At 62.3% G+C, this 22169-nt stretch carries 22 protein-coding genes; 15 read left to right on the top strand and 7 right to left on the bottom strand.

Translation table 11 applies throughout. The features are described 5' to 3' along the window. Positions 1-91: 91 nt before the first annotated feature. Positions 92-2101 (top strand): redoxin domain-containing protein, encoded by a 2010-nt coding sequence (locus R2855_01970; protein MEZ4529772.1) that lies wholly within the window; start codon positions 92-94, stop codon positions 2099-2101. Here R2855_01970 and R2855_01965 read toward each other — a convergent pair. Continuing rightward, entirely contained in the window at positions 2098-2481 is a 384-nt protein-coding gene (locus R2855_01965) for a hypothetical protein (protein MEZ4529771.1), read from the bottom strand. The two genes, R2855_01970 and R2855_01965, sit on opposite strands and share 4 nt — an antisense overlap. A 134-nt stretch (positions 2482-2615) precedes the next feature. On the opposite strand from R2855_01965, the gene R2855_01960 reads away from it, so the two are divergent. From R2855_01960 to R2855_01925, 8 genes are all read left to right on the top strand, one after another. Further along, a complete protein-coding gene (locus tag R2855_01960; GenBank protein ID MEZ4529770.1) occupies positions 2616-3524 on the top strand; it encodes a hypothetical protein in 909 nt (302 codons plus the stop codon). Further along, complete coding sequence (locus R2855_01955; GenBank protein ID MEZ4529769.1) at positions 3525-3983, top strand: CHAD domain-containing protein; 459 nt, start codon at positions 3525-3527, stop codon at positions 3981-3983. It begins immediately after the preceding gene. After that, a complete protein-coding gene (locus R2855_01950; protein ID MEZ4529768.1) occupies positions 3980-4552 on the top strand; it encodes a CHAD domain-containing protein in 573 nt (190 codons plus the stop codon). The genes R2855_01955 and R2855_01950 overlap by 4 nt, the downstream gene beginning before the upstream one ends. Before the next feature lie 25 nt (positions 4553-4577). Next, positions 4578-5840, top strand: a complete 1263-nt coding sequence (locus tag R2855_01945; protein MEZ4529767.1) for a peptidase — start codon at positions 4578-4580, stop codon at positions 5838-5840. A gap of 111 nt (positions 5841-5951) precedes the next feature. Continuing rightward, positions 5952-6848: an NAD(P)H-binding protein gene (locus tag R2855_01940; protein ID MEZ4529766.1), complete on the top strand. Its 897-nt coding sequence runs from the start codon at positions 5952-5954 to the stop codon at positions 6846-6848. Between the two features lie 92 nt (positions 6849-6940). Beyond that, the gene (locus R2855_01935; protein ID MEZ4529765.1) at positions 6941-8137 is read left to right on the top strand and encodes an aminotransferase class V-fold PLP-dependent enzyme; all 1197 of its coding nucleotides are present in this window, start codon (positions 6941-6943) and stop codon (positions 8135-8137) included. An 11-nt stretch (positions 8138-8148) separates the two neighbouring features. Continuing rightward, positions 8149-8955 (top strand): creatininase family protein, encoded by an 807-nt coding sequence (locus R2855_01930; GenBank protein ID MEZ4529764.1) that lies wholly within the window; start codon positions 8149-8151, stop codon positions 8953-8955. 406 nt (positions 8956-9361) lie between these two features. Then, the gene (locus tag R2855_01925) at positions 9362-9895 is read left to right on the top strand and encodes a GNAT family N-acetyltransferase (protein ID MEZ4529763.1); all 534 of its coding nucleotides are present in this window, start codon (positions 9362-9364) and stop codon (positions 9893-9895) included. Here the strand turns inward: R2855_01925 and R2855_01920 are convergent. The 3 genes from R2855_01920 to R2855_01910 form a co-directional block, all read right to left on the bottom strand. Next, a complete protein-coding gene (locus tag R2855_01920) occupies positions 9892-10941 on the bottom strand; it encodes an ABC transporter permease (protein ID MEZ4529762.1) in 1050 nt (349 codons plus the stop codon). The two genes, R2855_01925 and R2855_01920, sit on opposite strands and share 4 nt — an antisense overlap. Continuing rightward, positions 10938-11954, bottom strand: coding sequence for an ABC transporter permease (locus tag R2855_01915; protein MEZ4529761.1), 1017 nt, complete (start codon positions 11952-11954; stop codon positions 10938-10940). The genes R2855_01920 and R2855_01915 overlap by 4 nt, the downstream gene beginning before the upstream one ends. A gap of 116 nt (positions 11955-12070) precedes the next feature. Beyond that, positions 12071-13735: a peptide ABC transporter substrate-binding protein gene (locus R2855_01910; protein ID MEZ4529760.1), complete on the bottom strand. Its 1665-nt coding sequence runs from the start codon at positions 13733-13735 to the stop codon at positions 12071-12073. A 209-nt stretch (positions 13736-13944) separates the two neighbouring features. Between R2855_01910 and R2855_01905 the strand changes: the two genes are divergently transcribed. Beyond that, positions 13945-14721, top strand: a complete 777-nt coding sequence (locus tag R2855_01905) for a C39 family peptidase (GenBank protein ID MEZ4529759.1) — start codon at positions 13945-13947, stop codon at positions 14719-14721. On the opposite strand, the gene R2855_01900 is transcribed toward R2855_01905, so the two are convergent. Both R2855_01900 and R2855_01895 read right to left on the bottom strand, forming a co-directional pair. Then, positions 14718-15251 carry an SRPBCC domain-containing protein gene (locus R2855_01900; GenBank protein ID MEZ4529758.1) on the bottom strand — a complete coding sequence of 178 codons (534 nt, stop codon included), beginning with the start codon at positions 15249-15251 and terminating at the stop codon, positions 14718-14720. The two genes, R2855_01905 and R2855_01900, sit on opposite strands and share 4 nt — an antisense overlap. Further along, complete coding sequence (locus R2855_01895; GenBank protein ID MEZ4529757.1) at positions 15248-15607, bottom strand: metalloregulator ArsR/SmtB family transcription factor; 360 nt, start codon at positions 15605-15607, stop codon at positions 15248-15250. The genes R2855_01900 and R2855_01895 overlap by 4 nt, the downstream gene beginning before the upstream one ends. A 124-nt stretch (positions 15608-15731) precedes the next feature. Here R2855_01895 and R2855_01890 point away from each other — a divergent pair, with 124 nt between their 5' ends. The 4 genes from R2855_01890 to R2855_01875 are packed head-to-tail and all read left to right on the top strand — an operon-like array spanning position 15732 to position 20071. Continuing rightward, complete coding sequence (locus R2855_01890) at positions 15732-16706, top strand: thiamine pyrophosphate-dependent dehydrogenase E1 component subunit alpha (protein ID MEZ4529756.1); 975 nt, start codon at positions 15732-15734, stop codon at positions 16704-16706. 20 nt (positions 16707-16726) lie between these two features. Then, positions 16727-17755 (top strand): alpha-ketoacid dehydrogenase subunit beta, encoded by a 1029-nt coding sequence (locus tag R2855_01885; GenBank protein ID MEZ4529755.1) that lies wholly within the window; start codon positions 16727-16729, stop codon positions 17753-17755. Positions 17756-17768: 13 nt separating this feature from the next. Further along, entirely contained in the window at positions 17769-19088 is a 1320-nt protein-coding gene (locus R2855_01880) for an alpha/beta fold hydrolase (GenBank protein ID MEZ4529754.1), read from the top strand. Continuing rightward, positions 19088-20071 carry an NAD(+)/NADH kinase gene (locus tag R2855_01875; protein ID MEZ4529753.1) on the top strand — a complete coding sequence of 328 codons (984 nt, stop codon included), beginning with the start codon at positions 19088-19090 and terminating at the stop codon, positions 20069-20071. Before R2855_01880 ends, R2855_01875 begins: the two co-directional genes overlap by 1 nt. Here the strand turns inward: R2855_01875 and R2855_01870 are convergent. Further along, positions 20068-20703 (bottom strand): DUF6483 family protein, encoded by a 636-nt coding sequence (locus tag R2855_01870; GenBank protein ID MEZ4529752.1) that lies wholly within the window; start codon positions 20701-20703, stop codon positions 20068-20070. The two genes, R2855_01875 and R2855_01870, sit on opposite strands and share 4 nt — an antisense overlap. Before the next feature lie 62 nt (positions 20704-20765). On the opposite strand from R2855_01870, the gene R2855_01865 reads away from it, so the two are divergent. Beyond that, positions 20766-22166 carry an amidase gene (locus tag R2855_01865; GenBank protein ID MEZ4529751.1) on the top strand — a complete coding sequence of 467 codons (1401 nt, stop codon included), beginning with the start codon at positions 20766-20768 and terminating at the stop codon, positions 22164-22166. Positions 22167-22169 lie beyond the last annotated feature (3 nt).

Genomic DNA, 22169 nt, shown 5'->3' with positions numbered 1-22169 from the left:
GTACGATTCATAAGATGCTAGAATCGTGTAACTTCGCAACCGTCATGCCCGGATCGATGAAACGCCGCTGGCGATTGCGGTGGGGTACCTAATGGAATATTTGCTCCTTCTCGCGCGAATCGTGCTGGCGATAACCTTTCTCGTATCCAGCATCGGCAAATTCCTCGATCTCAAGGGTTCTCGGAAAGCAATGCGCGATTTCGGTCTACCCGAGTCGCTTGCAGGCCCGGCAGCAATCGGGCTGCCGATCGTAGAGCTCATCACCGCGGTGTTGCTGATTCCAACCAGCACTGCCTGGTGGGGCGCAATTCTCTCCTTCCTTCTCCTGGCCGCGTTCATCGGCGGAATCGCCTACAACATGAAGCAGGGACGCGCGCCGGACTGCCACTGCTTCGGGCAGATTCATTCGGAGCCCGCTGGGCCCCGTACACTGATTCGCAACGGGCTCTTGGCCCTCGTGGCACTCTTCATTATTCTTTTCGGCACGGATCGTTGGTCGTTTTCGCATGGTAATGCAGGTGTGAGCCTGCTGGGATGGATGGGCGATTTGAGCACCTTCGAAATCATCGCGACAATTCTCTTCATCGCACTCATTGCGGCGGTCGCCGCAATCGGCTACATCCTGGTCCACCTGCTGGGGCAGAACGGGCGGGTGCTGCTGCGGCTCGACGCCATCGAGGCGGCCCAGCAGAATGCCCCCGCCGCCGGGATTGCCGCTGCTCCCGCAGCGGCTCCTGCCACGCCGGCTCTCGGTCTCGCCGTGGGCACGCAAGCGCCAGCGTTCAAGCTGGAAGGGCTCTTTGGGGAGACGCAAACGCTCGACGCGATCCGCTCGAACGGTCTGCCGACGATGCTCCTCTTCACCGATCCGACCTGCGGACCGTGCAACGCTCTTCTGCCCGATGTCGGGAAGTGGCAGCGTGACAATGTTGGCAAGCTGAATATTGCGGTCATCACCTCAGGGACCGCCGACGACAACAAGGCGAAGGTCTCTGAACACGGCATTTCGAATGTCCTGATCCAGCAGAACCGCGCCATCTCCAACGAGTACAAGGCGGTCGGCACACCGTCGGCCGTCTTGATCGACCGGTCTGGCAAGATCGCGAGCCCAGTTTCGGGCGGCGGAGACGCGATCCGCGCATTGCTGGCCAGTGCGACCGGTCTCGCGGCCGCTCGACCGGCAGCGCCTGCTCCGGCTGCGGCCGCTGCTGCTCCGGCTGCCAATGGCGGCGCTCCTGCGGCGCCCAAGCCAGCGGCGCCGCAACGGCCGAACCTGGTTGGCCAGGATGCGCCAGAGATGGAGCTCCCCGACCTCGACGGCAAGACCGTGAAGCTCTCCGACTACAAGGGCAAGCAGACGCTCCTGGTCTTCTGGAACCCCGGTTGCGGCTTCTGCAAGAAGATGACCGACGATCTCAAGGCCTGGGAGAACGACAAGCCGGCTGGCGCGCCGGAGGTCATTCTGGTATCGACCGGCACTGTCGAGGCCAACAAGGCAATGGGGCTCACTTCAACCACCGTGATCGATGAAGGCTTTGCCACCGGCCGCAAGTTCGGAGCGACAGGCACGCCTTCGGCAATTCTGGTCGACCCGACCGGCAAGATTGCTTCTGAGATTGCAGTCGGCGGCCCCAATGTGATTGCGCTCGCCTCCGGGAAGAAACCAGCTCCCGCTGCGCCGGCGCAGCGTGCCGAGCCGCCGACCAAGAAGGGCGACAAGGCTCCGGACGTCAAGCTCAAGGATCTCGATGGCAAAGAGTTCGATCTCCAGCGCCATACCACCGATACGCTCCTGGTCTTCTGGAATCCCGGTTGCGGTTTCTGCAAGCGTATGGCCGATGACCTGCGCGCGTGGGCCAAGGAGAAGCCGAAGACTGCTCCGGAAATCGTGCTCGTCACCACGGGCACCGAAGAGGCAAATCGAGCGATGGACCTTCCGCTGCGCATGCTGATCGACGAAGGGTTCTCGACCGGCCGCAAGTTCGGCGCGGGTGGAACCCCGTCGGCCGTACTCGTGGACGGCAAGGGCAAGATCGCTTCTGAGGTTGCGGTTGGCGCTCCGGCCGTAATGGCGCTCGCCGGGCAGCCAGTTTCGGTCTAGCGTCCCGATTCCGGGTCATTCGATTTTGGGTCGGCGCCTTCGGGCGTCGGCCCGCTGTTTTTCTGCGACCGGGAGCGCACCCGGGAGTCGTCCCGTGCCGGCCGTGGAAGCGAGGGTCGCCCAACAGCAACTCGGCGAATCAGCGGTCCTGCTGCCCGCTCCAACTGGCACTGATCGAGCCGCGCGCGTGCCTGCTCGAACTCGCGCCGGCGGCGCTCGACGCGTTGCTGCGCACGCTCCAGCTTCTCGAGCGCCAGGCGATAGCGCGACTCGGCAACGTCGAGCTCATTCTCGGCAAGCGTTTCCGCTTCGATCAACGCTTGCTCGGCATTGACCGCCTCACGCAAGAGCGTATCGGTCTGGGATCGTTCGACTGCCATGCGGTGAAGCTGCCGCCCCTCTCCAAATCTGAGTCTTTACCTACCTTGATCTATCATAACGGTTGATGATGCCGTCGGCAGCGTTGCCAGCAGATGGCGGGTTGATCGCTCATTCGGTCTGGGATGTTTTCGCAATGAGTCACCCTGTAGAACCCGGCGCGATACTCGCTGTCTTCGACATCGGTTCGAACTCGATCAAGATGTCCGTGGGCCGCTGCGGCGAAGACGGTTCCTCTCGCGAGTTCGCCTGGCGTTCGGCAACGACGCGCCTGTCAGCAGGTGTCGACCGGACCGGCAACCTCGATGCCGAGCGGATGGATGCCGCGATCGCGGCGCTGGAAGAGATGGCCACGCAGGCCAGGGCGCTGGGAGCAACGCGCATGATCGCCGTTGCGACCGAGGCCACCCGCATTGCCAACAATGGCCCAGCATTCATCGAGCGGATCGAATCGACCACAGGCATCGAGGTGGAGACCATTCCCGGCGATCGCGAGGTCGAGCTCACATTCCTGGGTCTCGCCCGTTCGATCGACCGAAACGGAACGATGGTCGTCGCCGATATCGGCGGTGGCAGCACCGAAGTGATCGTCGCAGTCGACGGCGAGATGCTTTCCGGCGTGTCGGTGCCGATCGGATCGGGACGGCTCACAGACGAGTTTCCTCCAGGCGAGCCTCCCGCACTCCAGGTACTCGAAACAATGCGAGGCGCCGTGCGGCAACGGCTATCGCATCTTCCGCTGCCAGACCGCTCTGCTCGTCTGGTGATCGTGGGTGGAACGGGCGAGTTCATGGGGAGGCTGCTCCCGCGCGACTTCCCTGTTCCGGTTGCGATGATCGAATCGGCACTGGTGACGACCACCGGCATGACAGCCATCGAGCTCGCCCAGAAGATCGACATCAACGTCGAGCGCGCCCGTGTGTTGCCGGCTGGTATTGCAACTACGTTGGCCATCGCCGATATTTGCGGTCCAACCATGATCGTTGGAGCACCGAGCGGAATTCGCGCTGGGCTGCTGCGTCTTGCGTGCTCGGGCGAACTGTAGATGACAGGCACAACCTATAGAGACGCCATGCGCGCGCTCATTGGCGCACGTTGGGAAGACGTCTGGAAAGCGGTTCCTCGTGCGGTCGAAGGGACCGACATCGAAGGCGTGCATGATGTGCGCGTGGCGTCCCGCCGACTCCGCGCAGCCATGGATGTGGCCGCCCCGGCATTTCCCGCCTCCTGGTACAAACCGCTCCATACGCTCGCCAAGGAGATCACATCCGAGTTGGGCGCGGTGCGCGATCGTGACGTCATGCTCGAGTATCTGAGAGCAGAGCGCGAGGCCGCGCCACCGAACGAGCGTCCGGGCATCGATCGACTGATCGCGCGCGTCGACCGCGAGCGAGTGGCCGCGCGGGCGGAGATGGAGTCGTTTCTCGCGAACCTTGCTGAACGCAATATCCGCGAAGAAACTCGGCGCCGCTTCCCGCTCGATGAATCGGACGGGAAGCCGTGAGCAAGGCATGGCCGATCGGCAAGCTCGATCCAGATGCTCCGCTCGAGCACAACGCTTGCCTGATTCTGCGTGTGCGTGTTGGCGAGTTCTATTCGTGGGAACCGGCGGTGGCCGACCCGCTCGCAACGGTCGAGCTGCACAATTTGCGCATTTCCGCCAAGCGCCTGCGCTATACACTGGAGCTCTTCGAAACGGTTTTCGGAGACGAGGGTCGGCGGCAGATAAACCGCCTCAAACCGCTCCAGGAACTGCTGGGCAATCTGCATGATCTGGATGTTCGCATCGAGATGATCGCGGACGAATTGGTCGCCCTGACCGTAGAAGAGGTGGCTGCCTTGAACGCCGCGCTTGCCTCTGCGCATCCATCCGCCTATCGCGCGTTCACAACTGCCATGTTGCGGCCGCCCCCTGATGCGCCACAAAGCGGACTCTACGGGTTGCTTTCCCGCCAGCATGCGGAACGGCAAGATACCTACCGGCAATTCAAGGCTCTTTGGGACCAATATGCCCTCGAAGGAATGCGCAACGATCTGGCCAGGCTTTCTTCGACTCGGGCCCCATTCGATTAGTCGTCGTCACCTCCAGGAGAACTCAATGACCACTCCCTCAGATCGAGACGTGATCGCGGCGGTGGACAGCTTGTCGGCACAGGCCGTCGAACTGTTGCAAGCACTGGTGCGCACCCCCAGCTTGACTGGAGACGAAGGAGCGGTGCAAGAGATCGTGGCGACCTCGATGCGCGAGATCGGTCTGGAGGTCGACAAATGGGAACCGGTGGCGGCAGAACTGGCGCCCTTCGCGGAGCATGTCGGCGAGTTCGAATCGCTCGCCGGCCGCCCCAATGTCGTCGGTATCTGGCGAGGCTCGGGCGGCGGAAAGTCGATGATCCTGAACGGGCATATCGACACGGTCGAGCCCGGCGCGCGCGATCAATGGGACGTCGATCCATTCTCCGCAGAGATCATCGACGGGCGCGTCTACGGTCGTGGATCGCTCGACATGAAGGCGGGAGTTGTCGCCAATATCATTGCTGCCGCCGCGCTGCGCAAGGCAGGATGGGAACCCCGCGGCGATCTGTTCGTCGAGAGCGTGATATCCGAGGAAGATGGTGGAGCAGGCGCATTGGCAACGATTCTGCGAGGGTATGAGGCCGATGCGTGCATCGTCACGGAACCGACCGCTTTCGATATCGTTGTGGCGCAAGGCGGATCGCTCGTCTTTCGCATTCATGTCTCCGGCAAATCGGCGCACGCGGCAACTCGAAACGAAGGCATCAGCGCATTCGACTGCTTCCTGCCGATCTATGCCGCATTGAACGCGTTCGAGGCCGAACGCAACCGCACCATCGACCACCCCCTCTACGCTGAGATCTCGAACAAGATCCCCATCAACATCGGCGTGGTCCAATCAGGATCGTGGCCCTCCTCGGTGCCGGACTGGCTGATAGCCGAGGGACGGGCCGGTCTCGTTCCCGGCGAGACTCTGGAGGGGTTCAAAGCTGAATTCGTGCAGGTCGTTATGACGGCGGCAGCCTCCAATCCCTGGCTGGCCGAGCATCCGCCGCGGGTGGAATGGTTCAGCGGACAGTTTGCTCCATCCGAAATCGAGCGCGATCATCCGCTGGTGGCGCTCGTGTCCGATGCGCACCGGGCGGTCACTGGCAAGACGCCAGCTATCACTGGAGTCACCTATGGCGCCGATATGCGCCATTTTGTCAATATCGCCGGCGTCCCCTGCCTGATGTATGGCGCCGATCATGTCAGCGGCGCGCATGCGCCGAACGAGTCGGTTGCGATCGACGACATGCTCACGTGCGCCAAGTCCGTCGCGTTGGCCACCCGAGACTGGTGTTCCTGAGTCGTGCCGAGCGTAGGATCGCAGGTCTGTGTCCCACGCCCTATGATGCGGTGAGCTGCTGGTCGGCACGTTTCTGCTGGTCGGGTGAGCCATCGTAAGGGAACGTCGCGCATGCCAACGAACGGCTCGATCTTCATCACGGGCGGGACCGGATTCGTCGGGTCGAATGTTCAGAACGCGCTCCATGGGCGCCAGCTCACGCTCCTCGTGCGCAACGATGCGGTTCGACCGCACAACCAGGGCGTTGCTTGCGTGACTGGCGACGTCACCAATGCCAACTCGTTGCGCGGAACGATGGAGGGGTGCGCCACGGTTGTTCACCTCGTCGCGATCATCGCCGAGGAGGGCGAAGCAACGTTCGACCGGGTGATTCGCCAGGGCACCGAACATGTGGTTGCCGAAGCGCGACGGGCCGGGGTCGAGCACATCATCTTCATGAGCGCGTTGGGGGTTCGGAACGATCCGGACTACCCGTACTTCGCTGCCAAGTTCCAGGCAGAGGAAGCTGTCAGGCAAAGCGGCATTCCGTTCACGATTTTTCGTCCGTCGATCATGTTTGGACCGAACGACGGATTCATCAATCAGTTGGCCGATGTGGTGCGCGGTTTCCCGGTCATTCCAGTGGTGGGAACCGGCCGATCGCTCTTCCAGCCAGTGAGTGTCACTGAGGTGGCGCGTTCGGTTGCGTGGGCAGTGGGCCACAAAGCTTCATTTGGGCAGACGTACGACCTGGGCGGTCCGGACATTCTGACCTACGACGAGATTCTCGATCTCGTTCAGCGTCAACTTGGCACGTCCAGGAGGAAAATCCATCTTCCCGCCGGGTTGGTGAGATCCGTTGTCAAGGCATCGTCACCGCTGCCAAAGCGATTGCGGCCACCTGTAACCATCGATCAACTCAAGATGCTGGACATCGACAACTGCACGGCCCGGTCGGCCACCGCTGATCTTGCTGGACGACCGCAGCTCCGGCTCAGGGATGGCATCGGATACCTGACCGCGCCCTGAATTCAGTCACCGGATACCCCGTTGCCCTCTACCAGTGGCTCCCCTATGATGCCGTGAAATTCGGTTTCATCGGAAAGAGGTGACGAGCTACCGTGTCGGTCTACCAGGAACTTGGCGTGACTCCCGTGATCAACGCGGCGGCCACGCTTACACGGCTCGGCGGCAGCCGCATGGCGCCCGAGGTTCTGGCGGCCATGAACGAAGCCGCCGCGTCGTTTGTGCATATCGATGCGCTGCAGGCAAGCGCCGGCGCGGTGATTGCCGAAATCACGGGCGCCGAGGCGGGTTATGTCACTACTGGCGCCGCAGCAGCGCTCACGCTGGGTACCGCTGCCTGCCTGGCCGGAATGGACGTCTCCAGGATGGACCGCCTGCCCGACACCACCGGCATGAAGCGCGAGGTCGTCGTCCAGAAAGGGCACCGCAACGCCTACGATCACGCCGTCCGGGCCGCAGGCATCACATTCGTGGAGGTGGGCACGCTTGGCTATCCCGGAGCTGGCGGCACGTTTGGCTGGCAAATCGAGGAAGCGATCACAGACGAAACCGTCGCGGTCTTCTGTCCAATTCTCGACACTCCGGGCACTCTCCCGCTCAAGGAGGTCGCCGAGATTGCCCATGCCAAGGGAGTGCCGGTCATCGTCGACGCAGCTGCCGAGTTGCCGCCACGCTCGAACTTGCGAAAGTTCATCGCCGATGGCGCCGATCTGGTCGCCTTTTCGGGCGGGAAGGCGATCGGCGGTCCGCAGTCGAGCGGAGTGCTGGCGGGGCGTCGCGATCTGATCGATTCCGTCGCGTTGCAGCACCAGGACATGGACGTTCGCGCCGAAACATGGTCGAAACGGCACTACATCGACGAAGGCCGCGTGCGCGGTGTGCCGACGCAGGGCTTCGGCCGCGCCCTCAAGGTAGGGCGCGAGGAAATCGTTGGGCTCATCACCGCGCTCAAGATCTTCGCCGCTGGAAAAGACGAGGACGATTGGGCGCGTTGGGACCGAGTGCTCGATATCGTGCATGAGCAGCTCGACGGTATTCCCGGCGTCACGATTCATCGCACCGAGGCCCCTCCCGCCCGATATCCCGCCATCTGGGCGGAGATCGACGAATCGATCACCGGGATTGGCAGCTATGCGCTCATCAACGCGCTGCTTGCCGGGGATCCCCCCATTGCCGCGGCTGAATCGCTTGCCGACAAGAAGAGAGTCGGTGTGCTGCCGCATGGATTGACTGAAGAAGAAGCCGACATCGTTGGCCGGCGCTTGCGCGCGTTGACGCTGAAACAGGGATAGGAGACCGTTCCATGCTCGTTCGCCCACCGTCCGGAAAGAAAGTGCTCTGGCAGGAGATGCTGCGTCATGAGCTGATGGATGCGTTGCGGGATCGCCCTGTGGTGATCGTGCCAGTCGGCTCCGTGGAACAACACGGACCGCATTGCCCGATGGATGTCGACATTTCGATCCCGTATCACCTCGCGATTCGCGCCGCAGAGGCCATCGAGGATTTCCCGGTGATCGTCGCTCCGCCGGTGACCTATGGGTTTACCCACTACAACATGGGCGAAGTCGGCACGATCACGCTCGGGCTCGAAGTGTTCATTGCCGTGCTCTGCGATGTATCGCGCAGCATCTGGGCCAACGGCTTCCACCGCATCATCCTGCTCAATGGCCACGGCGGCAATGAGGCGCCCACTTGGGTAGCTTCGGTAAAGCTGGCCGAAGAAGATGTCTGGGCGCTGGCGCTCACCTACTGGAACATGGCGCTCGATGAACTGAAGGCAATGAGTGACGCCGACGACAGCATCGGGCATGGCGGAGAGTGGGAAACCAGCCTGCAAATGTATCTGCGCGGTGACCTCATCGATTCGTCGCTGATGGTCAAAGACGTATGGCGCAGGCACTTCAGTCCAGAGGTGCAGAAGTACGCCATCTTCCCCGAGCGGCGGCGGGAGATGGAGAATGGGGTCATGGGTGATCCATTCGTGGCGTCGGCCGAAAAAGGGAAAGCGCTCTTCGATATCTTTCTCGACCGGCTCGTGATGCTCTGCCGGGACTATCACGCTGAGGAACCGCCGCGCTACAAGGAATTTGGTTCGCACTGTGTGCCGTAGACCGAGCGGATGGAGTCCGGTGACCAGTTGATGACGTATACGTAGACCCGAATACGTCATTTGCTGGATACCGGTATCACGCCGAAGGCGGCATGCTTGGAGTGTGGCAAGTAAGAGGCGCCGCACCCGCTCGAGCAGAGCCAGCGTAAGTGGAACCAGTGTGAGATAAGGAGCAATAAGGTGCAGATTGGACCAGGCATCGAAATTGCGATGCGAAATCAGATGATGGAAAAACAGCGCGAAGTGTCGAATCGTACGTTGCGGTCTGCCGTCGCAACACGCCAAGCGAAGCCGAGTATCCTCTCCGGACTTCGCGGATTCTTCGGAACCAGGCTTTCCTCGATGGGCAAGCAGCTCGCAGAGGTTGAGTGCGGTTCCCTGGCCGGTGAATCCTCCACGGTGAACTGTGCTGGATGACCCCCGGCCAACCAAACAGCTCCCTTCGGTCGAGCTCGCGATCCTCTCCGATCGCGTTCTGGCAGCCCTGGTTGCGGGCTCGATCGAACGGGCGAGCGACGAGTTCGGCCGTCCGCTCCCGCCCGTCCTCCTCGAAGACTCCTGGCTTTGGAATTTCCGTTTGAATCAGCTCCGCGAGGATCCCCCCTCCGCCACCTGGCTGGTGCGTCTGATCCTCGATCGGTCGACCGGCGCCATCGTGGGACATGCCGGGTTTCATGGTCCCCCGGATGAGAATGGGATGGTCGAGGTTGGCTACACCATCCACCCAGAATACCGTCGCCGCGGGTACGCCACCGCCACATTGGGCGCGCTGATCGACTACGCGGCCGAACAGCCGGCGGTCGAAGTGGTCCGCGCATCCGTCAGCCCAGACAATGCCGCGTCACTTGCAACGATCGACCACTACGGCTTCGTGCAGGTCGGCGAACAAATGGACGAGATCGACGGGCTCGAGCTGATCTTCGAACGCTCGGTCCGTTAGTCCTGACCGCGTGGATCGAGCGCATCGCGCAGACCGTCACCCACGAACGTGAAGGCAAGCGTAATCAGTGCGATTGCCAGCGCTGGCCCCAACAACATCCACAGTTGCGCCTGATAGAACTTGGAGCCGTCCAGGATCATCTGCCCCCAACTGGTCGGGAACGGGGTGTCCGGATTCACACTCGGCGCCAGCCCAACTCCCAGATAGCTCAGCACGGCTTCCGAGATGATGGCGCTTGGGATCACGAACGCGGCCGCCACGATGATGGAATTCAACGTGTTCGGAAACACATGCCTCCGCATGATGTTGGCATGTGAGGCCCCTGAGGCACGCGCCGCTTCGACGAATTCCTTTTCTTTCAACGAGATGGTGGTGCCGCGCACGAGACGGGCTACGCCGGTCCAATTGACGATCGATAGGCTCACAAAGAGCAACACCAGCCCGTTGAGCAGTTGTCCGAAGGCAGTGTCGCCAAACGAGATCTGCATGATGATCGCCAGCAGGAGCGCGGGAAACGCGTAAACGACATCGGTGATGCGCATCATCAAGTTGTCCAGGCGCCCACCGGCATAGCCGGCAATCAACCCAAACGGCACGCCGATCGAGAGAATGACGATCATGGGGATGAAACCGACGATCAGCGACACGCGCGTCCCGTAGATCAGGCGGCTCCAGACATCGCGACCGATCGAGTCGGTGCCGAGCGGATACGCCCAATCACCGGTCTTGAGGGGATTCGGGTCCGACACCCACGCGGCTTGACGCAGGGTTCCGGCAGTCGCGACATCGGCTTTCACCGGGTTCTGGGTCGCCAGCACGGGCGCAAAGATCGCGACAACGATGAGGAAGATCAGGTACCCCAGGCCAACCAGCGCAATCTTGTTCTTGCGGAAGCGCCGCCAGGCATCTGACCAGAGGCTGCGGGGCTTCTTGGTCATTGTCAGGTCGCCCAGGGTGGGCATATCGGCAGTGCGTGTCTCGTCGGCCGCGGTCGCAAGCGACGGCGACTCCATCACCAGATCGGCGAGCGGTTCACGGGCGGTCATCGGGTGGTCCTGATGCGTGGATCGAGGAAGCCGTAGCTAATGTCGACCAGCAAGTTCGCAACAGCAATCAACACAGCGTAGAAGATCGTGATCCCGACGAGCGTGGAGTAGTCTCGCTTGCCAATCGAGGTGACGAAGGTGCTCCCCAGTCCGGGAGCACCGAAAATGGTCTCGATGATGATCGAGCCAGTAATCAGGTCAGCAGCAGCAGGGCCAAGAATCGTCACCACCGGCAGCAGTGCGTTGCGCAGGATGTGACGCCGGGTAACCGTCGGTGCTCCGAGTCCCTTCGCGCGCGCAGTGCGTACGTAATCCTGTTGCTTGATCTCGAGCACACTCGCGCGGGTAAGCCGGGTGACATAGGCAGTGGTGCCAAGACCCAGCACGATGCCCGGCAGGAGATAGGCGGTGCTAAAAAGCCCTTGCCATTCCTCGGGACGCCTGATTGGCGATATTCCCAGGAGCCGGCTCATGAAAATGAGGAGGATGAGTCCGCTGACGAAGGTCGGGACAGCAATGCCGAGTGTCGACGAGAACATGCAGGCATAGTCGATGGCCGAGTTCTGCCGCATGGCGGACGCAAGCCCGAGCGGGATGCCAATGACGATGGCAAAGAGAACCGCCACGACCCCGAGCTTGAGCGAGACCGGGAACTTGTTGGCGATCACTGATTGCACGCTCTCGGTGCCACGCGACGCATAGGTGGGTCCCAGATCGCCTCGAAAAACGTTGGCCAGGTAGTTGAAGAACTGCGTGTCGACCAGCGCCTGACCGAGCACGAGCGGGTTGCGGGTTCCCTCGTCCCACTCGTCGGACAGCGCCGCGGTGTCGATCCAGCGAGGTTTGTCGAGCGAGAACTTGCGGTTCAGCTGATCGATCGTCGTCTGAGGTAGCGGTTTCTCACGATCCCACGGCCCTCCCGGGGCGCGGTACATGAGGAAGAAGGTGACTGCCGCGACGACGATGACAACCGGGATCATCCAAAGGATTCGGTTGATAATGAAGTGCAACATGGCGGGTACCGCAAGCGCTCACGAGCGCGTCGACTGATATGTATGAAAAGACGGATGCTCGAAGTATGCACGATGAAGGGGCGGAAGCAACTGCTTCCGCCCCTTCGCATGTGTAGCTAGGACGTCTTGTCGATCGTCAGCAGCGACGTGAACTGGCCGGGCCATTCGGCGTCGAGCGCCGTGGCGGTATAGCCGGTCACGTTCGGGTTGACGAGCGATGTCTGGGTTCCGTTGTAGAGGAACGGACCTGGGATGTCGTTCACCAACATCTCACCGGCCTGCTGGTACAGCGCGAGGCGCTCGGCCTGGTCGGTGGAGGTGTCCGCCTTTGCCAGGATTGCATCGAGCTCTTCGTTGCAATAGCCGAAGCGCTGGGCGAATGCAGCGTCACACTTCCAGTAGACGCTCAACCAGTTCTGCGGATCCGGGTAGTCCTGAATCCAGCCACCGACCAGCAGCATCTGTGGGAAGGTGGACGGATCCTTGCGCAGGGCGGTCAGTGCCGTGCCTTCCGTCGGAGCCAGGGTGATGTCGACGCCCAGAATCTCCTTGTACTGGCCAGCGACCCATTCGGCGCGAGCGGTATTCGCCGAGTCGTTGCTGTTGAAGTACATGGTGATCTCCGGCAGTGCTTCGGCAGAGCCATAGGAAGACTCCGCCAGCGCGGCCTTGGCGGCTTCCGGATCGAAGCCGTAGAGATCGGTCTCGATCGAGCCCGGCAGTCCGAGCGGGATCCAGCTCAGGGTTGGCAGGCAGTCGCCATTCCGGATGACGCCGCAGTAGGTCTCGCGGTCGAACGCCTGGGAGAATGCCTGGCGCACCTTGATATCGTTGAACGGCTCCATGTTCAGGTTGAACGAAAGTTGGTAGCTCGAAGCCACCGCGTATTGCACCAGGTTCTCGGACAGCGATGAATCGGCCGAGACCGCCGGGAGCTGCGACGCATCGACGTCGACGATGTCGAGGTCACCCGCGCGGAAGGCCTCGATGGCGATCGCGGACTCACCCTGGTAGACGTACTCGATACCGTTCAGCAGCGGCGAGCCACCCCAGTAGTTCGGGTTGGCCTCGAAGCTGATCTGGAGCCCCTCGTCATAGCCGGTCATCTGGAACGGACCGTTGCCGATCTGCTTCGCAGGATCCTTCCACCAGTCCTCGGCGGCGCCGGTGACCAGGTCCGCGCGAACCGGATAGAAGACCCAGAGGCTGGCCACGGTCGCATAGTACGGAGCCGGAACCGAGAAATTCAGAACCAGCGTCTTCTCGTCCGGCGTGGTCGCGCCCAGCGCCGCCTTGGCGGTGTCATAGGCGGTTGAGTCGGCCGGGTCGACTGCTGCGAAATCCGCGCAACCGGTGATCTCGAACAGGATGCCCTGGTATTCACCAGCCGTGTTCGGATCGCACGTGCGCTCCACCGCGAACCGGAAATTCTCGGACGTGATCGGCGTGCCGTCGCTATAAGTCAGACCGTCACGAATATGGAACGTCAGCTGGGTTGCGTCTTCGTTGAACTCCCAGCTCTCGGCAGCGGCCGGCACGGTGTTCAGTTCGCTATCCTGTCGAGTGAGGCCCTCATAGTTGAGCGCCAACACCGCGATCTCGGAGGTGAACGACGACTTTTGTGGGTCGAGGTTCTCCGGGAACGTCGATTGATGAATGCGGAGCACCTTCTCGTCCTGCGCATTCGCTCCAGACGAGAATGCGGCAAAGACGGAACCCGCCACCAGTACCACAGCCATCAGGCTATAGAGCCACGCGCTACGCTGCGCAAATCGCTTCACAAGTTTCTCCTCTCCGAAAAACGTATACGGTCTGCCGTCCGTTTGAGTGTCGCGAAGTATGGACGATACTCACGAAAAGTCAAAGAATTTGCCCAGCTAGCTGTTCTTTCGGCACAATTGCCCGAGCGTGCGAAAGCGATTTTCGCCGAACGAACCCCCAATTCCCTGATCTGTCAATAGGTTTCTTTCCCGCGCAAAGCGAATTCGCAATGACCCAAGTCTCACGTTCCTTCACTCGGCGAGCGCTCATTTCCGGCACTGTCGCTTCACTGGCAGGCGGCGTCGTATTGACTCGGCCAACAGCAGCGGAGAATGTCCCCGTCCTCAACAACCCGATACCGTGGCGCGATCCCGCCGAGTACACCGCCTACGTTCCGACGGCCTGCAAGACGGGTCCTTTCTACACCTACTCCTGCGAGTTCGATGCGTCCTGGGCCATTCTCAAAACGTTCGGCATCGAAACGACCATGGCCGAACAACTCCAGCTCATGCCGATCGATTACCGGCTCGAACCGTATTACGAGTGGACCGACACCGGCGTGTTCATCTATGGCGGCGACATCACCACCTCTTACTCTGGCGACTACACCTGGAATTTTCTCTGCCGGACGACTGGCCCGGTAATGCGGCAGGTCTTTCAGCACTATGGCCTCTACACGAAGGTCATCAAGTCGCAGCAACGCATCAAGAATCATCTCGACCGCGGCCGCCTGATCTGGATCAAGATCACGGTCGATTTCAAGGACTGGACCCCAGCCACCTGGATAACTCCCGAGGGCAAGCAGATCCAGGTCGTGCTGAGCAACGATCACGCCATGGTGGTCATCGGCTACAACGACGACGTGGTCGTCATTCGCGATCTGCTCGGTCCGACCGACACCAACTGGGAACGGCAGTACGAATTCGAAGTCCCCTGGGACCGTTTCATGGCATGTTGGGGCGCTCAGGGTAACGACGGTCTGGCGGTGGGATTGCCCGATTCCTAAGCCGATTCGCGATCGGCGCAGGTTGCCATCGCAGCCTGGAGTTCCTCGTAGTGCGGCTGCATGGCGAAGTACCGGTCATCCCAGGCTGGCAGTTCCGCATCCCCTGCGAGATACGCCGCCAGCCGGTCGAGATAGAACTCCCATCCAGTTCCCAACATGGCTGGATTCGCCTCACCCCACATCGGTTGCCGGAACTCGAGCCGCGTCCCGCCGCCCTCTTCCCAGAGCTCGACGGTGATCAGATAGGGGAACTCGGGGTCCGGGCCGCCGGAGAGTGTCAACAACCGGGGAGGTTCGCACGCTACGATCGTCATCTCCTCGGACGGGGCTCCCTCCTCGGCCGTCCAGGTCACGCGAATCGTGTTTCCGGCGCCCGGGGTTCCCGTCCAGCTCCCATACCAGCGCGCCGTTCGTTCCGATACGGTCAACGCTTCCCACACCACGTCGATCGGCGCGGGCAGGCGCCGTTCGTAGATCAACAACGGCGCAGGTTGTGAGCACTCGATACGTCCAGTTGGTGCCTGAGTCATGCGCTTTCCTCCTCGAGTAGTGCAGCATCACGTAGCTCTGCGCGACGCTCTCGACGGGTCCGATAGACCTCGGTCTCGAACGCGTCCAGCACCGATTCGGGCACACGAGGCTCGAACGCCTGCAGCCAGTCGCGCACCACATCGAGCCGTCCAACGGCCAATGCATATTCGCGCGCTCGTCCGATGGTGCGCGCCTCCACCAACCCCGCCTCCCGCAGGATCCGCAGATGCCGGCTGACCGCGGGACGGCTGATGGAGAAATGCCGGGCAATCGCGCCAGCGCTCATGCGCTGGTGGCGCAGTAGCATCAGGATCTCCCGGCGATTCGGGTCGGCAATGGCATCGAACACGTCCATGTCAATATGTAACCATTTAGTTACGTTTTCGTCAATCCATCTGTGGATGGTGCGGTTGCCTGAAAACAGCTTCTACCGTATAAGAGAGCGCATCGACAACGGATTCCCAGGACGGAGGCAGCCAATGACGACTTCTCTTCCCGATCGAGAGCGACTACTCGACGCATACACCAGGATGGTGGAAATACGCACGTTCGAGGACGCCGCCGGCAAGAACTTCGCCGATGGTCTGGTCCCGGGGTTCGTCCACCTGTACGCCGGCGAAGAAGCCGTCGCCGTGGGGATCTGCTCCCACCTGACCGACGACGACTACATCACCAGCACCCACCGGGGACACGGGCACTGCATCGCCAAGGGCGTCGACATCCCCGGCATGGTGGCCGAGCTGATGGGGAAATCGACCGGCGTCTGCCACGGCAAGGGCGGCTCTATGCACATCGCCGACGTGGACAAGGGGATGCTCGGCGCCAACGGCATCGTGGGGGCGGGTCTTCCACTTGCGTGCGGCGCGGCTCTCACCGCCAAGGTGCGTGGCACTGGCGCAGTTGCCGTGTCGTTCTTTGGTGATGGAGCCTCGAACCAGGGCACGTTCCACGAGGCGCTCAATCTCGCCGCCATCTGGAAGCTGCCGGTGATCTTCGTCTGCGAGAACAACGGGTACGCTGAATCGACCCCAACGTCCTATGCCGTCTCGGTGGGAGACATCGCCAACCGCGCGGCCGCGTACGACATTCCCGGCATCGTAGTGGACGGTCTCGATTTCTTCTCCGTGTACGAAGCGGCCGGAGCAGCGATCGATCGAGCCCGGAAGGGCCAGGGTCCCACCCTGATCGAAGCGAAGACCTATCGCTTCTACGGCCATTTCCAGGGCGACACCATCACCTATCGCACCGACGAAGAAGTGGCGCGTTACCGCGACCGCGACCCCATCACTGGTCTGCGCGCCTATCTGGTCGATCACGACCTGGCAACCAAGGAGGAGCTCGACGCGATCGACCGCCGAGTGATCGACGCCCTCGACCAGTCCTGGGAAGCGGCCAAGGCGGCTTCCTGGCCGAAACCCGAAGACACCCTGACGAACGTCTACGTTTCCTACTAGCCGGACAAAGGAGTACCGCTATGGTCGCCGTGGCACGTGAAACTCGAACGATGTCGATGAAAGACGCCCTCAATGAGGCGCTGCGCATTGCGATGCGCGAGGATCCGAATGTGATCCTGCTCGGCGAGGATATTGCCGGTGGCGCGAACGTGGACCATCTCATCGATGAAGATGCCTGGGGCGGTCCGATGGGTGTCACCAAGAACCTTGTGCAGGAGTTCGGGCGCGACCGCGTGCTCGACACCCCAATTACCGAAGCAGGCTTCATCGGCGCGGCAGTCGGCGCGGCCGCCACCGGGCTTCGTCCGGTGGCAGAGCTCATGTTCGTCGACTTTTTCGGCTGCTGCATGGATCAGATCTTCGACCAGGGCGCCAAACTGCGCTACATGTTCGGCGGCAAGGCAAGCTGCCCCATGGTGATCCGCACCCAGATCGGCGCCGGAGTCAACGCCGCCGCGCAGCACTCTGGCTGCCACTACTCCGTCTTCACCCATATGCCGGGGATCAAGACCGTCATCCCCTCGACCCCCGCTGACGCGAAGGGGCTCCTGCTCTCCGCTATCCGCGACGACGATCTGGTCATGTTCTTCGAGAACAAGGTCCTCTATGGCATCAAGGGCGAGGTGCCCGATGGCGACGAGGGGATTCCGCTTGGAAAGGCCGACATCAAGCGCGCTGGCGAAGATGTCACCATCGTCGCGATTTCGCGCATGGTCAACCAGTCGCTCGCCGCGGCCAGGGCCCTGGCCGGTGAGGGAATCGAAGTCGAGGTCATCGATCCGCGCACGCTCTCGCCGCTGGACGAGGACATGATTCTGTCGTCGGTCGAGAAGACGCACCGGCTGGTCATCGTGGACGAGGACAATCCGCGCTGCTCGGCGGCATCGGATATCGCCGCCATGGTGGCCGACAAGGGATTCGATCTGCTGGACGCCCCGATCAAGATGGTGACCGCCCCGCATACACCGGTGCCGTTCAGTCCGCCGCTGGAGCAGTTCTACATTCCTAGCCCGGAGAAGATCGCCCAGACCGTCCGCGAGATCGTCTAGCTTCGGAGTAGACATGGCAACCATCGTCAAAATGCCCAAATGGGGTCTGACCATGACCCAAGGCACCATCGTCGACTGGCTGGTCGACGAGGGCGCGGAGGTCTCCGAGGGGGACATGCTTCTCACCGTCGAGACCGAGAAAGCCGTCGATGATGTCGGCGCGCCCGCGAGCGGGGTGCTCTATCGCATCGTCGCTCCAGCCGGCAGCGAGGTCGAGGTTTCCGGTCCGATCGGGATCATCCTGGCTGAAGGTGAGACCCTGTCAGACGACGAGCTCACCGCCCTGATCGCGACCGATGTGCAAGCCCCGGCAGCTGCGGCGGCCGGCGCGCCCGCCGCGGCTCGCGAGCGCCGTGCCGCCGGCCGAGATGCCAGCGGGCGCATCAACGCCTCGCCGGCCGCGAAGAAGCTGGCGGCCGATCTTGGCGTCGACCTGGCCGATGTCGAGGCAACCGGTCCTGGCGGACGCATCACGAGCGACGATGTACAGCGGGCCGCCGATGAGAACATCGATCCGTCTCCCGCCGACCGCATGGCGACCCTTGCCGATGGGCGAGAGGTTCATTTCCTCGAAGCCGGGCCGAAATCGAACACGCCCGTCGTCTTCATCCATGGCCTTGGCGGTTCGCTTAGCAGTTGGCAGCTCGTCATGGGCGGAATGGCAGGCGGTCATCGCATGACCGCGGTCGACCTGCCCGGACATGGCGGATCGAGCAAGACCGCCCCGGCAGATGCCGACTATTCGCTCTCCGGCTTGGCGGCAGATGTGGCTGCCACCCTGAGTAGCGGCAAGCGCAAACCCGCGGTCATCGTCGGGCACTCGCTCGGCGGCGCGGTGGCGCTCGGTCTGGCGCTCGAGCATCCCGACCTCGTCGCGGGTCTGGTGCTGATCGACAGCGCGGCGCTGGGCTCCGAGATTGGACAGGAGTTGCTCGATCTCATGGCGACCGATGGCGGCGCCGAGACCGCGCGCGGCTTGTTGTCGCTCTTCTTCGAAGATCAGAAGCTGGTCACCGACCGCGGCGTGGACGAAATGGCCGGGTTCCAGGAAGACGGTGGCTGGGCGGCGCAACAGGCAGTCGCGCAGGCGGCGTTCGCCGGGGGCAAGCAGTCGTTCGGATTGGTCGACCATCTATCGCGCATCGACAAGCCAGTCTTGCTGATCTGGGGTGAGAACGACCGTGTGATCCCATTGTCTGACGCTGTGGCGGCGCTGACCGTCTTCCCGGATGCGCTCCTGAAGGTGCTGCCGGAAACGGGTCATGTGCCTCAGGTGGAGCGTGCGGCCGAGGTGGCCAACGCCATCGACCGCTTCGTGCGGTCGCTCGCCTGATGCCAAACGGTCCGTCGATCGGGATCATTGCGAATCCGGCATCCGGCAAGGACATTCGCCGGATCGTGGCGCACGGCTCCACGTTCGACAACCACGAAAAGATCAACATCGTCCGGCGCGTCCTGCTGGCCGCGTCGGACCTGGGTATCGAGCAGGTCCACTATTTGCCCGATCTCTTCGGCATCGTTCCCCGCGCAGCGAACGATATTGCACTCGCCTGTGCGTTGCATCCGTTGCCAATGCCGGTGCTCGGCAACCACGGCGACTCGCTCGAGGCCACGCAACGGCTGGCTGACCTGGGGGTCGGCGCCATCGTTACGCTCGGCGGCGACGGCACGAACCGGGTCGTGGCCAAGGGCTGCCGCGATGTGCCGCTCATGCCAATCTCGACTGGAACGAATAATGTCTTTCCGCGCATGGTCGAAGGGACGCTGGCTGGCATCGCCACCGCGCTGGTGGCAACCGGTCTTGCTCCAGCTGCCGTCGCGCGGCAACCCAAACTGGACATCTCCGTCAATGGCGAGCTGCGCGACCTGGCATTGATCGACGCAGTTCTCTCCGCGCATCAATGGGTGGGAGCGCGCGCGCTGTGGGACGCGTCTCATGTCAGCGAGCTGGTGGTTTCCCGCATCGTTCCGTCCGCGATCGGCATTTGCAGTATCGGGGGACTGCTGTTCCCCGAGGCCGCAGGCGCCAGCGCGGGGGCGCATGTCACCGTGGGCGGCGAGACGGATCGCCTTCTTGCGCCCGTTGCCCCCGGTTTGCTGCGTTCCATCCCGATCGCCGGCAAGGCACTGCTCGCATTCGGCGATTCGGTCACATTTCGGCCAGCGACGGGGACGATCGCGCTCGATGGAGAGCGCGAACTCGAGATCAAGACCTCGGACGACGTCACTGTCACGCTTTCGGCCGATGGTCCAATCACCATCGACCTCGACCGCGCCATTGCCGCTGGCGCTGCGCAGGGCCGGTTCAGCCGCTAGCCGAGCGCGTCGAGGCCGGCGCGGACCTCGTCGCGGGTGAGACCGCCAACGATCAGCTCGGCATCCTCGAGCGTGAGCAACCGCTGGTAGAAATCGGTTGCATAGCCGATGGCGTCATCGGATTCGCCGTCGACCCAGTCGAGCACCAGATTCTCGGCTTCGTCGAAGCGGCCTTTCTCCTCCAGGTAGTCGAGCAGGAGCAGCCGGGTTTCGTCGGTGACCGGATAGCCGGCCATCCAGCCGATGGTCTGATCGAGACCGGGAATCGTTTCATTCCGGAGTACGTCGGATCGTTCCCATGCTTCCAGATAGAGGCGGAGCGCCTTCTGCATGCGGGGAAGCGCCTCATCGATCTGGTTGTGGTCGGAGTAGATGTCGCCTTCCTCGTGCAACAGGATCGCCATCGCGACGAACCGCTCAGGATGGATCGAACCCTGCGCGGTCATCATGTTCACCAGATCGTCCTCGCTCAGCCCATGCACCAGCGACGCATGCAGCCCGGTCATGCGGCCGTAGGCCTCTTCGATGTCGATGAGCGCCTGTTCGTCGTTTCCGTCCTTGCGGCGTTGCAAAATGCCCGTTACAAAGAGTCCCATCTGCTGGATCATCCGAAGGATATAGTCCTGATGCATGGAACCCTTTCCGCGCTGTACGATGCCTGCACATTCGAAGGTCGAACGACAAAGGAGAGCTTGTGAGCGACGACTTGTGTTTCATGCCCGCCACCGAAATGCTGGCGCGCTATCGCGATCGCTCGCTTTCCCCGGTCGAAGTTACCACAGCCATTCTGGCGCAGATCGAACGGGTCGACCCCGCGGTGAATGCCTATGTCACCGTAACTGGCGATCTCGCCATGGAGCAAGCCAGGCTGGCCGAACAGTCGTGGCAAGCGGGCATCGCGGGCGATCTCCTGGGAGTTCCGATTTCGATCAAGGACTTGACGGCAACCAAGGGGATTCGCACCACCCGCGGTTCCAGGCTCTATGAGAATTGGGTGCCGGACATCGACGCGGTCTTTGTCGAACGCGTCAAGAACGCCGGTTCGGTCATGCTCGGCAAGACCAATTCGCCAGAATTCGGATGGAAAGGCGAAACGACCAATCTCGTCTCGGGCACCACGCGCAATCCCTGGAATCTGGATCGCACTGCCGGTGGTTCCACGGGAGGCGGATCGGCGGCCGTCGCGGCGGGCATGGGTCCGCTCACCCAGGGAGGTGACGGCGCCGGATCGATCCGCATCCCATCGTCGTTTTGCGGCATCTATGGATTGAAACCGTCCTTCGCGCTGGTTCCCACCTTTCCCCCGAGCGCGATCGCCGATGTCGCGCACCTGGGGCCGATGACGCGCACGGTGGCCGACTCGGCGTTGCTGCTCAATGTGATCGTCGGCGAAGACCCGCGCGACCGGTTTTCCTGGTCCTCGAACCTGGACTACCTGACCTTCTGCGAGAACCGTTCGCTCAAGGGCTGGCGCATTGCCTGGAGCGCGGATCTGGGATATGCCGCCATCGAACCCGAGATCGCCGCGATTTGCGAGCAGCAAGTGCGGCTGCTGCGTGATCTGGGAGCCGAAGTTGTCGAGGCGCACCCGGGACTCCCGGACCCCTGGCAGATCATCGACGACCTCTGGGCCGCGGCCATGGGATCGATGCACATCGACAATCTGAACGAGGTGTCCGGGCAGATCGACCCGGGCCGCAAGAAGGTGGTCGAATACGGGCTGACAGTCACCGCCGCCGAGTTGACACGTCAGCAGCAACGCCGCGCGGAGTACTACGAAACCTGGCGACAGTTCATGACCAACTTCGACCTGTTTGTCTGTCCCACCATGCCGTGCACCGCGTTTGCCGCCGGACTCGACTTTCCACCCGAGATCCAGGGGCGCGCAATGACCTATCTCGGCTGGACTGCCTTCACCTATCCCTTCAACTTGACCGGCACGCCGGCAGCAACCGTCCCGTGTGGGTTCGCGTCGGATGGGATGCCGGTCGGTCTGCAGTTGGTCGGGCGCTGGCATGACGACGGTACGGTCATCGCCGCATCGGCGGCGTTCGAAGCCGCCGCGCCATGGGCGGCCAACCGACCGCCGGTTTAGGGG

Source organism: Thermomicrobiales bacterium (assembly GCA_041390825.1).
In the GTDB taxonomy this organism is placed as follows: domain Bacteria; phylum Chloroflexota; class Chloroflexia; order Thermomicrobiales; family UBA6265; genus JAMLHN01.
Note: the sequence above shows the minus strand (reverse complement) of the source record. Positions and strands in the feature narration are given on the sequence as shown.